Genomic DNA, 15,158 nt, shown 5'->3' with positions numbered 1-15,158 from the left:
TGGGGAAACAGGTGCGGTCTTCCGTCCAAGGAACGATCCGGCCAGATGCCCGGACCGAAGCAACTCCGTGGATAGAAATGTTCTCTGGCCCAATCTGATACTTCGACGAACCTGCCACGAAGAAAACTGCTCTATTTCATATACGCTCCTACAGACTGGACTCCTTCGGCCGCGCGCTATGTTGGATACATACCCGTGTACCTCGTGGCCGGACTTCAGGAGATATCGCCCGAACGCCTGGATATAGGCGCCGTCTCCGCCGAAGAACGCGTCGTACGGATAGCTATGGACGATTGCTATACTGGCCATTTGCCCTCCAAATAGCTTCTCTCTCGGGCCTTCGCCGGTCGAAGTCGCGGGCTGCGTCAAGCGCCGGCCCGCGCCTCGCCTCGAAAGCCCAGCAGCACATCCTGAAACAGCTTGAGCTGCCCCAAGACGAACAGCAAGACGAATGCATAGATACTGATCAGAACCAGCCCGCCAGCCGCGAGCCGCAGAAGCGAAGGAACCTCCGGGCCGAGATAGCGCTGCACTGCCAGCGCACCCACCGAGGCGACGATGCCGGCCATCCATGGCCTCATGATCGTCCGCAACAGATCCCCGACTGAAACCGGCGTTCCGTGCAGGCTCCACACCAGGTGTGGATAGAGCCAGAGCACCAGCGCCGTCGAGTAGCTCAGTGCAACGCCCTCGGGGCCGAAGGAGATTCCTGCGCAGTAGGAAGTGATGACGAGAGGGGCGATGGCGAAAGCCAGATACAGGCTGCGCTTCTGCTTGCCGGTCGAGATGAGCAGCCAATATGTAGGGTTGATGATCCCGAACACCAAGATGGTAGGCGTGAGCAGCCGGAAGATGGTCGCCGCCCCCGTCCATTGCGAGCCCAGCACCACGGTGATGATCTCATGTGCGAACAGGAACGAGAACATTGTGATGGGAACCGTCACCGCGATGACGATCGAATATCCCTTGAGGTAGAAGTTCCGCAACCGCGCGGGATCATGCTGCATTCGTGACAACGCCGAGAACAGTACCGCACCGACGGCGCTGTTGATGGTCGCCGTAGGGATGCCAATCAGCTGGAAGGCCCGGGTATACAATCCGAGCGACGCAGCGCCCCAGAGCCGCCCGAGAAGGACTTTCTCCACATTGTAGCCAATATAGACAACGAGGTTGTTCAGCGTGACGATTCCACCGAAATGCAAGAGCGAGCGAATATTGGCGCCGCGTCGAGGCCATCCAGGAATCCACCCGGTGGCGATCCAGCAGCCCAGGCTGTTGATTGCCGGCGAGATAAGTGTCGGGGCGATCAGTGCCCAGTAGCCGTAGCCACGCAACGCGAGCAGCACACCGGACAGGATGCCCACGCACAGGGCACCCGTTTCGATCGCGCTGAGTGTGACATAACGCAAGTCGCGCTCGATCAGAGCGGCATGTTGCACGCCGGCCGCGTTAAGCAGGAAAGCTGGAGCGACCGCGACGGCGATCCTGAGTAGACGCGGCTCATGGTAGAAGGCTGATATCGTGTAGGCACTCGCGGCGCAGAGCAGCGCGAGAAAGACCCCTACCAGTATGTTGATCCAGAACAGTGCCGAAACCTGGTCAAACGAAATCTCATGCTTTTGGATGGTAGCGGAGGAAAGCCCGGCGGTGGTGAAGACGTCGAAAATGCCTGTGAGTGCCACCACCATCGCGACCAGGCCGAAATCGTCAGGGCTGAGCAGGCGTGCCAGGATGGCAATATAGCCCACCCTGAGAATCAGGTTCACCCCCTGGCTCACCATCCTGGCGACGCCACTTTGAATGGCTTCCCTTTTAAGGTTGCGGGGTTCGCCTTTGGCACTGAGGGCCTTGTGGGTCATGTATCACTGGCTGCATACGCGCTTGTTTCCGTTTGAGTTGCCGTAGCATGCCCCATGTGAGCGATTGCCTCGCCAGGCACCCGTTCCAGCCAAATTTCTCGCCACCAGGGATAGACGGCTCTTGGGCACTGCATCCGGCAATCGCTATACCTCGAATTGCACCAGACTTTCTCCAGGATGACCGCCGGTCCCCTGAGCCGGTTGAGAAGTCCGGTCTTTTCATTGACAAACGCTGTTACTCGCGACCGGACCCTGAAAGTATGGTCGCAATAGGGGACCATCTCAGCGTCGAAATACAGGCCACGGTTCTTATTATCCGTGTCTAGGGTCTTGAGGATTTCTTCATAGGACTTAACCCTGATCAGCTCCCCCGGTTGGAGATCAAGCTTGATGGTTGGAACCGGCTGGCCGGCAGGTATCGATCCGCGATATCGTGGGAATGAAACGCCACCGTAAATGTGCTGCACCTTGTCATACAGCCAGCTGACAATCACGGAGAGCCTCCCGAGATGCAGACGGCCCATGTAGTGATAGATACTGAATACTGCTGCATAGATGAATCCGACCAGGAGACGCTTTTTGCTGGCATTTCCCGATGCATAGTCTTCCACATACTGCCGGGCATCCCACCAAGAAAGTGGGGTGGTCGCATCCAGAAGTTCTGTGGCTTGGCATGAGTATCTCGGACCACCTGAAAGTGGCTGGCTCTTGGCGCGCGTACCAGCCAGCACGTCGCTTTCCGTGCAACCTTTTCCATTCGCCGCGTTGGTTCGCGGCGCGATGGCTCCGTCCGAGGGCGCCACAGGCCTGAGCCATGCCTCTTTCCAGAAGACCAGGCACGCTGCCTGACAACCTCCAAACGCGTTGCCGTCGCACCTCAGGTTTTCAAGATGGATGCCTCCGGATAACTTGCGTCCGCCAGCAAAATTGATCGTGTCACATGTCTTGTGCGCGCGCTTGTAAACACGAAAGCGGTGACCACAATATTGAAACATCTGTGGCATGAAAGGAAGCTCCTCAAGTCGACCATTTCTGTCGAGCGTAAGAAGGATTTCTTCCTTGGACCGAATCTCTACCCAGTCGCCGACCCTCAGTGACATGCAGCACTCCCGTCCACAGCGCGCTCCGCAACCAATGTCATTTGCCTAGTGCCGTACCATAGCATCCCTGGAATCCGACAGCCGTCCCCGAATTAGCGGTAGCTACCTTCCACTTTTGACGGAGTGGAGCCATGGCTGTCACATCACTACGATCCTTCTCTCGGACCCGAACGGTCTCCGAGGCATTTGGGCGGGCTGGTAAGGGTTAGGTGCGGTCGGGTGGAGGCCAGTCCAAATAGGCTGTGCCATGACCACCGTCTAAAGGGGTAACGAGAGCCCGCGCTCAACCGTATGGGCAAATTGCGCGAAATGTGTGCAGTCCCCACTATCCCGGATCTCGAAATCGGGCAGGGAGGCTTGTTGCCGTGTCGTTTCGTCTCGCAATCGCTGCGGCCTGCCTGCTGGCAACAGCCGCGCCTGCATCAGCCGATTTCCTCTGGGGCATCAATGGCCATCCAATAGTCTCCTATCCGGGCATTCCGGTGGAAAGGCAACTCGACTTCATCAAGGATCTCGGCCTGAAATCGTACCGCGTCAACGTTTCAGGCGTGGACAACGCGGATATGCTCTCCAACCTCGTCGACGCCGGGAAGGCGAGAGGGATCGAGATCCTGCCCGTCATCACGCCTGCGGTCGCCGATCTGGACAAGGATAGTCCGGAAGAGCTCTACGCGAGCACCCGGAAACTGGCGGTCACCCTTGCTACCAGGTTCAAGGACGACGTCCGTGTTTGGGAACTCGGCAACGAGATGGAAAACTATGCCATCGTCAAGCCCTGTGAGAAACGCGACGATGGTTCGCAATATCCATGTGCATGGGGACCTGCGGGCGGAACAGGACCGCTCGATTACTACGGCCCGCGATGGGTAAAGGTGAGCGCTGTCTTGAAGGGCCTGTCCGACGGCATGACAGAGGTCGATCCGAGCATAAGGAAGGCGATGGGCACCGCCGGTTGGGGCCACACCGGAGCGTTCGTGCGGATGAAGCAGGACGGGATCGCCTGGGATATTTCTGTGTGGCACATGTACGGCGATGACCCGGAATGGGCGTTCCGTGAAATCTCGAGATACGGCAAGCCGATCTGGGTCACCGAATTCAACAATCCTTATGGAAGTCAGCGCAGCGAGCGTCAGCAGGCTGACGGCATCAAGCAGACGATGACGCGGCTTAGCGAACTCAAGGACAAATATAAGGTGGAGGCCGCGCACATCTACGAACTGCTCGATGAGGCCTACTGGGCCCCCGGCTTCGAAGCCAATATGGGATTGGTGAGGCTCGTGGCTCTCTCAGATGGCAAATGGCGGACCGGCGAGCCTAAGCCTGCCTACAAAACGGTACGGGACTTCACCCGCGGCCCCCTGCCGATACCCAAGCCCCATCGGGACTGCGACCCCGAGGCCGCGGCTGCGGACCAGTCCCTACCGGCGCGGCAGGCAAGTTTCGTCTACTGCCTCATTCTTGGCCGCAAGGGCGACACGGCCAGCGTCAATCAGTGGTCGGCGGCACTTGAAGACGGAGCGACTAAACTCCCCGACATGATCATGGAAATGATGCGCTCGCACGAATTCGAAACCAGATATGCCACGATCGGCCTGACAGACCGCGCCTATGTCGGGTTTCTATATCTGTTGCTTCTGAACCGGTCCGCGGACGGCAACGGGCTTGAAACCTATACCTATCAACTGCGTCAAGGCTCAATGACGCGTGAGGCCGTGGCCTTCGGAATCGCCACGTCGGCGGAGTTCAACACCGGACACGCCGCGATGCGCGAAACATCCGCGGTCGCGGGGCCTGGGTGAAATCGAACCAACAAGCGCTAATTGAGTCTCGGATCGGGAATGCTGATGACGAGGCCGATGGAAGCATCAGCGACGGTGATCAGAAGAAAATCCTCCGAAAGGATTAGGCTCGGACCACCCGAAAGGTGCACTGGCGGCAAAGGCTTCGTCCAACAGGGCATCCTGATCGCCTATTGGCGTTCTCCCTCACTGTTTTCAGCCCAAGTAGCCTTCTGGCGATCACTATCGGCTTGAGAGGTGCGCGATGAAAGTCATGGTAACCGGCCATCAAGGCTATATCGGCTCGGTGATGGTGCCGATGCTGTTGCGTGCAGGGCACTCAGTGACGGGCTATGACAGCGATCTCTACCGGCGCTGCACCTTTACAGCAGGGGGCCAGCGGGCTTCAATTGCTTCAATCCAAAAAGACGTCAGGGACGTAGATGCGCGCGACCTCGAAGGGGTCGATGCCGTCATCCACCTGGCGGCTCTTTCCAATGATCCGCTGTCCGACCTTGATCCGGACATCACTTACGAAATCAACCACAAGGGCAGCGTCCGCTTCGCGAAGGCGGCCAAGGACGCCGGCGTGTCGCGCTTCCTGTTCGCCTCATCATGCAGCAATTACGGACAGGCCGGCGACGGGATGGTGGACGAAACGGGCGAACTGAAGCCGGTCACGCCCTACGGCTGGTCCAAGGTGCTTTCGGAACGGGACATTTCTGAACTGGCCGACAGCAGCTTCTCTCCCACCTATTTCCGTCCCGCCACGGCCTATGGCCTCTCTCCCCGGCTCCGCTTCGACATCGTGCTGAACAATCTCGTGGCCTGGGCGGTCACCAAGGGCGTCATCCTGCTGAAATCCGATGGAACGCCGTGGCGGCCGATCGTCCATATCGAGGACATTTCCAGGGCGTTCATTGCCGGGCTGGAAGCGCCCCGCGAGACCATTCACAACGAGGCCTTCAATGTGGGGCAGACGGACCACAACTACAGGATCCGCGGCATCGCCGAGATTGTCGCCGAGGTCGTGCCGGGCTGCCGGCTTGAGTTCGCGTCCGATGCCGGACCCGACAAGCGCTCCTATCGCGTTAACTTCGACAAGATCGCGCTTGCCCTTCCTGCCTTCAAGCCGCAATGGGATGCGCGCAAAGGGGCCGAGCAGCTCTATCATGCCTACCGAAAGTCGAATGTCACTCTCGACGAATTCGAGGGGCCGCGCTTCCAGCGTATCGGCCACATCCGGTATCTTTTGGCCAACGGACTTCTGGACGGTCGGATGCGGGTCGCCGAAGCCTCGAAAAGACTGGAGGTAGCGGCGGGATAAGCGGTGTGGAACAGGTGAATCCCGGCGGACTCGGCTCGCCGCCAGCGTCCGTCAGCCTCGGCCATGAAATCTATGCCTTGGCCGAACGTCTGTTTCCGATCTGCAGGAGCATCACCGGAGATGGTGTGCGACAAACGCTGGACGTCTTGTCGGGGCACATCGATTTGGAACGGCATGAAGTGCCGACCGGGACGCAGGTTTTCGATTGGACCATTCCCAAGGAATGGAACATCCGCTCGGCAAGCATCACAGGCCCGGACGGACAAACGGTCGTGGATTTCGCTGACTCCAACCTGCACATCGTCAACTACAGCGTACCCTTCAAGGGGATACTGCCGCTCGAAGAATTGAGGCCGCATATCCATACGCTGCCGGAACAACCGAAGGTGATTCCCTACCGCACTTCCTATTACACCCCGACATGGGGCTTCTGCGCAGCCCATGACCGTGTGGCCAACATGCCCGACGGTCTCTATCGGGTGGAGATCGATGCCGAATTCAAAGACGGCAGCCTCGCCTACGGAGAATACCTGCACCGCGGGCAAACAGAACGGGAATTCCTGCTTTCGGCGCACATTTGCCATCCCTCACTCGCCAACGACAACTGTTCGGGCCTGGCCCTGCTGGCAGCGCTCGCAAGAAGCCTGAAGGCAAGGGAAACACGATACAGCTATCGCTTCCTGTTCGCCCCGGGCACCATCGGCGCGCTCGCGTGGCTGTCGCGCAACGAGGACCGGACATGTCTCATCGACCATGGTCTGGTGCTGTCATGCGTTGGTGACGCAGGAAGCCCGGCATACAAGCGCAGCCGCCGCGGTGACGCGCTCGTCGATCGCGCCATGGCACACGTGCTCGGGCGTCTAGCTGGGGCAAAGATGCTGGATTTCTCCCCTTACGGTTATGACGAGAGGCAATATTGCTCGCCGGGCTTCGATCTTCCGGTCGGCATGTTCCAGCGGAGCGTCCACGGCACATTCCCCGAATACCACACGTCGGCCGACAATCTTGACTTCATCAGGCCGGAGCATCTCGAGGATTCCTTCCGCATCCTGACGGACGTAATCGACATCATCGAAGAGGACTGGACGCCGTTGAACCTCTTGCCTAAAGGCGAACCGCAACTCGGCAAGCGCGGCCTCTATGCAGCCGTGGGAGGGCAGAAGTCGTCGGGCGCAACGTCGATGTCGCTGCTTTGGGTGCTAAACCTTGCCGACGGGCAGCATTCGCTTCTGAGCATGGCGGAGCGTTCGAACCTGCCGTTCAAGGAACTCGCCGCCGCCGCCAGACTGTTATCGGAACATGGTCTTTTGGCAGCAGCCTCATGAGGCCGACGCGCCGGTTCGCCGTCTGACAAGGGGCCAGGACTTGTCCCTTTCCGACATTGCTGTCGGCATCAATGGCCAGCGGATCGAAAAGGCCGGGTCATTGTAGAGGACGCCCGTCGACGCGTGGGGCGCATAGAACTGCGATATGAGATAAGAGACCTCGGTGCCGTCCGTAAGGGTCTGCAGGCCGTGCGCGAATCCGGCGGGGATATAGACCTGCTTCATGTTCTCGGATGTCAGCTCGAAGCCAAGCCACTTGTAGCGTGTCGGTGAATTCAGGCGCAGGTCCACGACGACATCAAAAATAGCGCCGCGGACACAGGAGACCAGCTTGACCTCGGCGTAAGGCTCCTCTTGGTAGTGTAGCCCCCTGAGAGTTCCCTTTTGGACCGAACAGGACCGGCTGTGCTGGACAAATCGGGTCGCCAGACCGCAATCCGCCATCTCCTTTTCGCAGAAAAGACGGGTGAAAAAACCACGGTCGTCAACCATCAGTGTAGGCTCGATCAGCCAGACACCTTGAAGCTCCGTTTCGGTAAACAGCATGCACTTGGATCCCCCGTGCCGAGCAAGACCGGCGCGGCAATTGTCAGCGTCGCCAGCCGACGCTGGAAGGGCTACCTAAGCCTTAGGTGGCCTCTTCGATAGGGGTATATCCGGATGACGGCTTTACCCGTTCGGCGGGCCTCGCGCCGGCATTGCCGCCGCCCGCTCGCTATTAGGATTAAGGCACCCGACGGATTGGCAAATCGAACCAGGGGGGGCTGTATCCTAACCTGTGGCCATCTGCCTGCGGAGGCGCGGCAGGCATCGGTTCTGCGTAGCGCGCCGCGTCTCCGTTTTCAAACCAGCAGACAGGAGCAGGGGGAATGAACATTCAGGCAGTCGAAATCGTCCGCGATCATAGTGCGGCAAGCCGGAATGTCGGCTGCAGGCTCTGCGGGTCGCGCCTGCGCCACACCCTGGTCGATCTTGGCATGTCGCCGCCGTGCGAGAGGTTCCTGCAGCCCGACCAGCTCGACCAGATGGAACCTTACTACCCGCTCAACGTGCTTGTCTGCGACACGTGCTATCTGGTGCAGCTCAAGGAGTATATGAGCCCAGAGACCATCTTCAGCGAATACGCCTACTTCTCTTCGTTCTCGACCAGCTGGGTGGCTCATTCGAAACTTTATTGCGAGACGATCACGGGACGCCTTGGGCTTGGCCCTGACAGCCTTGCGGTGGAACTCGCAAGTAATGACGGTTACTTGCTGCAGCATTTTCTGCCACTCGGCGTTCCTGTGTTGGGCGTCGAGCCGGCAGCCAATGTCGCGCGCGCCGCGATCGAGAAGGGGGTGGCCACCTGGGTCGACTTCTTCGGCGTCCGGCTGGCAAATCAAATGGTGGGCGAAGGACTTCGCGCGGACCTCATCATTGGCAACAACGTCCTGGCGCAGGTGCCAGACCTCAACGACTTCGTCGCCGGGGTGGCGATCCTGCTCAAACCGGAGGGCATGGTCACTCTCGAATTCCCACACATCGAGCGGCTGATGGCGGAGAACCAGTTCGACACCATCTACCACGAGCATTTTTCGTATTTCTCACTGTTGACGGTCGACCTGATGGCGGCCCGTCACGGGCTGCGGCTGATCGATGTCGAGGAACTTCCCACCCACGGTGGGTCGCTGCGGGTCTATCTCTGCCACGAAGGCAGTGCCTGGCCGAGGAAGGACAGCATCGCCCAATTGCTCGAGCGCGAAACCAGGCATGGGCTTGGAGAGATGTCGACCTACGCCTCTTTCGGCTACAAGGCGCAGCGCGCGAAGCGTGATCTCTTGGCATTCCTGATTTCGGCCAAGGAAGAGGGCAAGACGATTTGCGGTTACGGCGCGCCTGGCAAGGGAAACACGCTGCTGAACTACTGCGCCATCGGCACCGACTTCCTGGATTTCACAGTGGACCGCAACCCGTACAAGCACGGGCGTTATACACCTGGAATGCACATCCCGATCAAGCCCGTCGACGAAATCGACGAGGCTAAGCCAGACTACATCCTCATCCTTCCGTGGAATCTGAAGGACGAGATCATTCAGCAGATGCGCCATGTCGCCGCTTGGAACGCGAAATTCGTAGTGCCGATTCCTTTCGTGACCGTAATCGATCCGTCGGAGTACGAGAAATGAAAGTCATTCTTTTCTGTGGCGGTCGCGGGACCCGCATTCGCGACTATTCCGAAAGCATCCCAAAGCCGATGATACCGCTCGGCCACCAGCCGATCCTGCGCCATGTCATGCAATGGTACAGTGACTATGGGCATGACGAGTTCGTGTTGTGTCTGGGCTACAAGGCCAACGTGATCAAAGACTTTTTCTTGAACACCCGGCCGCAAACGTTTTCCGATTGCGTGGTTACGCGAGGAGGCCAGGACGTCAAGCTCCTCGGCGACACAATCAAGGACTGGAGCATCACTCTGCTCGATACCGGTATTTGGCGCAGCATTGGAGAGCGCCTGTGGGCTGCGCAGGATCACGTCAGGAACGAGAAGATGTTCCTGGCCAACTATTCCGACGGCCTGACCGATGTCGACTTGGACGACATGATCAGAAAATTCGAGGCCAGCGGCAAGATCGGCTGCTTTCTGGCAGTGCACGCGCCGCTGACTTACCATTTGGCCGACATCGCGGAAGATGGCCGCGTGCGCGAGTTTCGTGCGGCCGAGACATCGGAGATCTGGATCAATGGCGGCTACTTTATATTCCGTCCGGAAATTTTCAACTACATGCGCGACGGCGAGGAACTCGTTGTCGAGCCGTTCAAGCGTCTGATCGATGACAACATGCTGATGGCGTACAAGCACGAGGGTTTCTGGCGTTCAATGGACACGCTGCGCGATTGGCAATCACTCGAAGACATGGTCGAAAAGGGCGACATGCCCTGGAGTATGATAGCCACCGCCGAGAAGAATAGGCGTAGTATGGGGTTGGCCGCATCATGAAGGGGCTTGGTCTCGCGCGTGGCGGCGAGGAACTCTCGATTCTGTGCGTCGGGGCCCATTCCGACGACATTGAGATCGGCGCGGGAGGCACAATCCTCAGTCTGATCGCGTCGGAGGTCAAACTTCACGTCTACTGGTGCGTCTTAAGCGCCGGCGGCCAGCGGTCGGCCGAAGCCAGGGCTTCGGCCGAAGCCTTCCTCGAAGGATCCCATTCGTCCACGATCGACGTTGCGGATTTTGAAGACGGCTATTTCCCAGTTCACAGCCGATCGATAAAGCACTGGCTGATGGACGTAAGATCAAGGGTTCATCCCGACGTGATATTAACCCATGCCAGGTTCGACGCCCATCAGGACCATAGGGAGGTCAACCAACTGACCTGGAACGTTTTCCGCGATCACCTTGTGCTCGAATACGAGATTCCGAAATGGGACGGCGATCTTTGCCAACCCAATGCGTATGTGCCGATTGCAGCCCACGTGCTGGAACGCAAGATCCAACTCCTTCACGAGCACTTCGGGACACAGCGCTCAAAGGACTGGTTCGATCGGGAGACATTCGCCGGGCTTGCGCGGTTGCGTGGAATGGAATGCCGGGCACCCGAGCACTTTGCGGAGGCCTTCACGCTTAGGAAGGTCAAAATATTGTAGCGATAGCCCTCCGGGGTCGCTGTCGCAAGGATTGGTCCCCCAGGACGGCACGACCAGTTCCACGAGAGAGCAGCAACCTCGTCCTCGCCATTGACGAAGTGTCACTTCCGGCTGGTTGCTGGACAGTGAGGCAGGAGTGCTTTGGACGCCTCGCAATGGTTAGTCTTTAGGAACAGGACATATGGGAGCTGGCTATATGCGGGGCGTCCACCACGGGTGTCCAGCGGGACGGAGGTCCCTCAATTGTGCAGCAATCATCCCCCAGATCAGACGCTACGCGAGAGCAAAACGGCCCGCACGATTTAACCAAAGTTAGCGTCTCATTTGCTTCGTCACTCCACAGCCAGAGATCCTTCGGCGAAGAGATCGTTGACCTTGTAAGCGACTTCCGTCCGGTTGGTCGCCTTAAGCTTTTTCATGATGTTGCGGATGTGCACCTTCACGGTGCTTTCTCTCAGGTTCAGCTCATAGGCGATGATCTTGTTCGCCTTGCCGCGTCGGAGCGCCTGGGCGACCTCAGCCTGTCTGAGCGTGAACATGCCTGTCAAAGGTGTTTCAAGGCTGCCTGAATCTATCAGGTGCCGCATGGACAGGACACTACTTGCAGGAACGAAAATGCCTCCTGCCACCGCAAGATTGATCGCCTCGACACAGACGTCGATCCCGACAGAGGTCGGAATGTAGCCACGTGCGCCACATTCGAGAGCCGCCAGTATCTGTGCAAGGTCTTCTGTGTCGGCCAAGATCACCACAGGCACCGACCTGAACTCGGACGAAATGCGCCTGATCTGATCCGCTATGCCATGGTCGGTGACTTTCCGGCCGCCCAGGTTGAAAAGAATGGCTGCAAGGATCATCCCCTCTTTCACGCGCCATTCGTCTATCGAACCCTTGGCCTCGACGGCCATGCCGAGTTCGTGGTCTTCCAAGGCCGATGCCAGACATTCGCGATCTAGCGCCCTTCCGTCCAAGATGAGGAGGCATTCTCTGCCTACTTGTTCATGGACCGTTGCTTTTCCGCCGGACGGAATTCCTGCCGGCTCTACCGAAGTGTATTTATGCAGTTCTACTGTGGAACTCATACTCTAACCCACCCTTTTCCCAACAAAATTCGCCCTGAGGCGGCAATTAGCCCCTCACTCGCCAGTTTCTTCAGAAAGTATAGTAATGCCCACCCGTTCTGAGAGCCTGGCTGGAATTGTCCAACCTGGTGCACCCGCTGTTCCTCATTCCCAGCCAGAACAGCGTGAGTAGCTTATGGGCTATTCACAAGCGGGCGCTAACATAAGTTAATTTTCGGTAAATTTTTGAGCCACGAAATCCCGACGCCTACCGGGAAACGCGAAGCCAGGGCGGCCGCGCCGCGCTTGTGCCGACACAGATACGCGTTGCGAAGGCTCGGGCTGAGGTGGCCACCTGAGGACCATCCTCCGTCAGCAAACACATATCCAGAACGGATCCGGCATTCTGGATCTCGGCTTCCAGCGCGTCGATCAGTCTTTCGACAGCTTTGCTGGCAATATGGCTGTCAGGGTACTTGGCTTTCACAGTGGCGCACTCGTAGATTTCCTTGAATTGCCTGACCCTGCTTGGGTCCGAACATGCGATATACATCGTGGGTGTCATATCGCCTCTCCTCCTTATGGTGGATTCTAGACAACCCGCCCGTTGCCAGCCTTCGGTCCGTCACGCGCATTTCTTAGTGCCGACATAGATGCGGCCATTCAGCCCAGGATCGCATTTTGCGCCGGCCACTGCCTTCACCATCAAGGGCAAGGGCGATGGAGACGAGCGCGTCCGCTACCTCCCTTCGCGGGTGAAGGCTACCCCCTTTGACTCTCTTGCGGGGGATACTCACCTGCCGAAAGATTGGCCATCGGACAGCTTGCTGTATCCGCTCACCGGGAACTCGATCGGCATGCAGGTGTCTTTGCCGGGACTGCTAGTATGCGCGGCTATTTTGCTTGTTGCGTACTATTCAAGGGGAATGCTGATCATTGGCTTGATCGCTTCCCAGGCTTTCGGTGCGACGGCCGTGATGACCCTGAGCTTTCTGGGTGGCTCATCCCCCTTGATCTACACCTTATTCGCGGGCCTGCTCGTCACGGCCGTCGCCGCGAGACGGCGTATCTGGTTTGATCTTGGATTCGTGTTCGGAAGCATCGGGTCGATCTGGGTCCTTACAAGCCTTATGCTTTACGCAATCATCGGATCATGGCTGTTTCCGAGGTTCTTTGCGGGACAGACGACCGTATTCGTGCAGTCCAAGAACCGTGGAACAGTCGTAGAAGATTCGTTGGCGCCCGTTTCAGCCAACATTTCGCAGACGGGCTACTTTATTCTTGGTGGCCTCGCCGCGATAGCACTTTGCGCCCTGCTGCTGCACTCCAACCGGATCGATCAAATCAGGCGCGGCTTCTTTTTGTGGTGCGGCCTGCACGCGGGAATGGGGCTGATCGATTTCATTGGCAAGACCGCGGGGGCGGGAGACTTTCTGGCCCCGATCAGAACCGCCAACTACGCGATTATATCGAACGCGGTCGAGGCAGGCTTTGTGCGGATCACCGGGCCTTTTTCGGAGGCCTCTTCGTTCGCCAGCGTTTCTCTCGCCTGCCTGGCATTCTGCTACAGCTACTGGAGAAAGACCAAATCACCGCTTGCGAAATGGCTGGCCGGAATCCTGCTCTTCTTGTCCATTCTGTCGACTTCATCGACGGCTTACGTCGGGCTGACACTGCTATGCATCCCCGTTGCGTTGTCCATGCTACAGTCGGTCATCAGGGGAAAAGTTGCGCGCGAAGAGATACTGATAATAGCTCTCATGGTGGTGGGCGGGACCGCCGTACTGGGCATTAGTCTTTACAAAGCCGAGGCGTTGGACCCGTTCGTCAGACTGATCAACAGCACCATCATTAACAAAGCGGATTCCGGGTCAGGCCATGAGCGCACTTATTGGAATGTAAAGAGCCTGCAGTCGTTTCTCGATACGAGCGGACTGGGCGTTGGTTTCGGCAGTTCAAGGGCATCGAGTTGGCCGATCGCTGTCCTGTCGCAGTTGGGTCTGTTTGGATCGCTGATGATAGTGGCCCTGCTCTATGTCGTGACCAGAGGCCTGGGCGCGGTTCGGGAACGGGTGGATGCAGAGACAGATGCAATCGTGACGAGCGTCAGGAATGCTGCCCTTGCAAGCATAATTGCAATGTCGGTGTCGGGTGGCAGCGCTGATCCAGGCATCCTCTTCTTCATCGCACTTGCAGTTGTTTGCGCCACGAGAGCCCGTGCTCGGCGCGGCGTAGCCGCCTTGGAACGAAGCGTTCCGGCGCCGGGCCACGCCACCGTCAACGTCCTGTAATCCAGTTCCGCCGAATTGGCTTCGCGGTGGCAAAGGTTCCTGGCGATGTGCCAGGCCCCCGTCCTGTGCAATATCGGCAGCGAAGTCGAATAAGGGACGGTCGTCGCGATCGAGCGTGCGACAGTACCGCGGCGGTCGCTTGCGAACGAGTAGAAGGGCTGCCGGCAATGTGCATTCGAAGCTTGCGTGGCTGTATCGAGGAGGTGCAGCAGCATCGTGCGGCCTTCTCCGCTTACGTGGTCTCGGGGTATAAAAGTGATCAGAAGCCGCTGCCGTAAGTCAAGTGCGGCCAGGACAGCTGCACAAAGCTTGCTGCATCCCGACGGAGCCAACTAGGTCCAGGGCTATCGGGAATTTGTCAAAAGACTTTTATGCTGCAATCGATATTTGCTTCCATAACGGGCCGACGACTTTCGTCAGAAACAGTCACCGAAAGGTTGCTTTGTAACCCGCCCTGAACTTCGTCCTGTGCCATGGCGACCAGCATTTTAACCGCGTCTACCCGGGCCTCGAGCGCACCAACGTAGTGGGTGCCCTCTGTATCGGGAGAATGGGATTTGCCGTCCCGGATATCGAAAAAAAACAGCGGCATTTTTGCGCCCGTGCTTAAAGCTGTGCGTTCGTCAGAGCAGAAGACTTGCTTCTTGCTCACGGCTGCTTAAGGCATTCCCCTGGGGGATTCTAGCAACCGCAGATGGTCAATGGGACGCGGCTGTGGAGAACTCGAATGGCGGCGATCACAAAATATTACAAGGTTTATTAACGCCAGGAAACGCTCCTTATGGGTGGT

The 15,158-nt window shown here is 58.2% G+C and carries 12 protein-coding genes; 7 read left to right on the top strand and 5 right to left on the bottom strand.

The window, feature by feature from the left end; translation table 11 throughout:
• Positions 1–365 precede the first annotated feature (365 nt).
• Positions 366–1,859: a lipopolysaccharide biosynthesis protein gene (locus A4R29_RS32385; protein WP_082827639.1), complete on the bottom strand. Its 1,494-nt coding sequence runs from the start codon at positions 1,857–1,859 to the stop codon at positions 366–368.
• A complete protein-coding gene (locus A4R29_RS32380) occupies positions 1,856–2,959 on the bottom strand; it encodes a hypothetical protein (RefSeq protein ID WP_244507008.1) in 1,104 nt (367 codons plus the stop codon). Before A4R29_RS32380 ends, A4R29_RS32385 begins: the two co-directional genes overlap by 4 nt.
• Positions 2,960–3,324: 365 nt before the next feature.
• Between A4R29_RS32380 and A4R29_RS32375 the strand changes: the two genes are divergently transcribed.
• The 3 genes from A4R29_RS32375 (at position 3,325) to A4R29_RS32365 (ending at position 7,389) form a co-directional block, all read left to right on the top strand.
• On the top strand, positions 3,325–4,758 hold the full coding sequence (locus tag A4R29_RS32375) for a DUF4214 domain-containing protein (protein WP_063174063.1): 1,434 nt from the start codon (positions 3,325–3,327) through the stop codon (positions 4,756–4,758).
• Between the two features lie 244 nt (positions 4,759–5,002).
• The gene (locus A4R29_RS32370) at positions 5,003–6,064 is read left to right on the top strand and encodes an NAD-dependent epimerase/dehydratase family protein (protein WP_063174062.1); all 1,062 of its coding nucleotides are present in this window, start codon (positions 5,003–5,005) and stop codon (positions 6,062–6,064) included.
• Positions 6,065–6,069: 5 nt separating this feature from the next.
• Positions 6,070–7,389, top strand: coding sequence for a DUF4910 domain-containing protein (locus A4R29_RS32365; protein ID WP_082827638.1), 1,320 nt, complete (start codon positions 6,070–6,072; stop codon positions 7,387–7,389).
• Here A4R29_RS32365 and rfbC read toward each other — a convergent pair.
• Entirely contained in the window at positions 7,384–7,935 is a 552-nt protein-coding gene (gene rfbC / locus A4R29_RS32360; protein WP_063174061.1) for a dTDP-4-dehydrorhamnose 3,5-epimerase, read from the bottom strand. The genes A4R29_RS32365 and rfbC overlap by 6 nt on opposite strands.
• A 323-nt stretch (positions 7,936–8,258) precedes the next feature.
• Here rfbC and A4R29_RS32355 point away from each other — a divergent pair, with 323 nt between their 5' ends.
• The 3 genes from A4R29_RS32355 to A4R29_RS32345 are packed head-to-tail and all read left to right on the top strand — an operon-like array spanning position 8,259 to position 11,016.
• Positions 8,259–9,554, top strand: coding sequence for a class I SAM-dependent methyltransferase (locus A4R29_RS32355; protein ID WP_063174060.1), 1,296 nt, complete (start codon positions 8,259–8,261; stop codon positions 9,552–9,554).
• Entirely contained in the window at positions 9,551–10,366 is an 816-nt protein-coding gene (locus A4R29_RS32350; protein ID WP_063170845.1) for a sugar phosphate nucleotidyltransferase, read from the top strand. Before A4R29_RS32355 ends, A4R29_RS32350 begins: the two co-directional genes overlap by 4 nt.
• Positions 10,363–11,016 (top strand): PIG-L deacetylase family protein, encoded by a 654-nt coding sequence (locus A4R29_RS32345; RefSeq protein WP_024505401.1) that lies wholly within the window; start codon positions 10,363–10,365, stop codon positions 11,014–11,016. Before A4R29_RS32350 ends, A4R29_RS32345 begins: the two co-directional genes overlap by 4 nt.
• A 332-nt stretch (positions 11,017–11,348) precedes the next feature.
• On the opposite strand, the gene A4R29_RS32340 is transcribed toward A4R29_RS32345, so the two are convergent.
• Positions 11,349–12,098, bottom strand: coding sequence for a response regulator transcription factor (locus A4R29_RS32340; RefSeq protein ID WP_024505400.1), 750 nt, complete (start codon positions 12,096–12,098; stop codon positions 11,349–11,351).
• Positions 12,099–12,934: 836 nt separating this feature from the next.
• On the opposite strand from A4R29_RS32340, the gene A4R29_RS32330 reads away from it, so the two are divergent.
• Positions 12,935–14,368, top strand: coding sequence for a hypothetical protein (locus A4R29_RS32330; RefSeq protein ID WP_024505398.1), 1,434 nt, complete (start codon positions 12,935–12,937; stop codon positions 14,366–14,368).
• A 358-nt stretch (positions 14,369–14,726) separates the two neighbouring features.
• Here the strand turns inward: A4R29_RS32330 and A4R29_RS32325 are convergent, their stop codons facing one another.
• Positions 14,727–15,020: a DUF6894 family protein gene (locus A4R29_RS32325; RefSeq protein ID WP_127218776.1), complete on the bottom strand. Its 294-nt coding sequence runs from the start codon at positions 15,018–15,020 to the stop codon at positions 14,727–14,729.
• Positions 15,021–15,158: the final 138 nt, after the last annotated feature.

The sequence above is a fragment of the Mesorhizobium ciceri biovar biserrulae genome, from assembly GCF_001618845.1.
Taxonomy (GTDB): Bacteria; Pseudomonadota; Alphaproteobacteria; order Rhizobiales; family Rhizobiaceae; genus Mesorhizobium; species Mesorhizobium ciceri.
Note: the sequence above shows the minus strand (reverse complement) of the source record. Positions and strands in the feature narration are given on the sequence as shown.

What these genes read in the sequence shown, in the direction of transcription:
- rfbC (WP_063174061.1), bottom strand. Translation starts at nt 7,935, where the DNA reads ATGCTGTTTACCGAAACGGAGCTTCAAGGTGTCTGGCTGATCGAGCCT.
- A4R29_RS32350 (WP_063170845.1), top strand. Translation starts at nt 9,551, where the DNA reads ATGAAAGTCATTCTTTTCTGTGGCGGTCGCGGGACCCGCATTCGCGAC.
- A4R29_RS32340 (WP_024505400.1), bottom strand. Translation starts at nt 12,098, where the DNA reads ATGAGTTCCACAGTAGAACTGCATAAATACACTTCGGTAGAGCCGGCA.
- A4R29_RS32385 (WP_082827639.1), bottom strand. Translation starts at nt 1,859, where the DNA reads ATGACCCACAAGGCCCTCAGTGCCAAAGGCGAACCCCGCAACCTTAAA.
- A4R29_RS32345 (WP_024505401.1), top strand. Translation starts at nt 10,363, where the DNA reads ATGAAGGGGCTTGGTCTCGCGCGTGGCGGCGAGGAACTCTCGATTCTG.
- A4R29_RS32355 (WP_063174060.1), top strand. Translation starts at nt 8,259, where the DNA reads ATGAACATTCAGGCAGTCGAAATCGTCCGCGATCATAGTGCGGCAAGC.
- A4R29_RS32330 (WP_024505398.1), top strand. Translation starts at nt 12,935, where the DNA reads ATGCAGGTGTCTTTGCCGGGACTGCTAGTATGCGCGGCTATTTTGCTT.
- A4R29_RS32370 (WP_063174062.1), top strand. Translation starts at nt 5,003, where the DNA reads ATGAAAGTCATGGTAACCGGCCATCAAGGCTATATCGGCTCGGTGATG.
- A4R29_RS32380 (WP_244507008.1), bottom strand. Translation starts at nt 2,959, where the DNA reads ATGTCACTGAGGGTCGGCGACTGGGTAGAGATTCGGTCCAAGGAAGAA.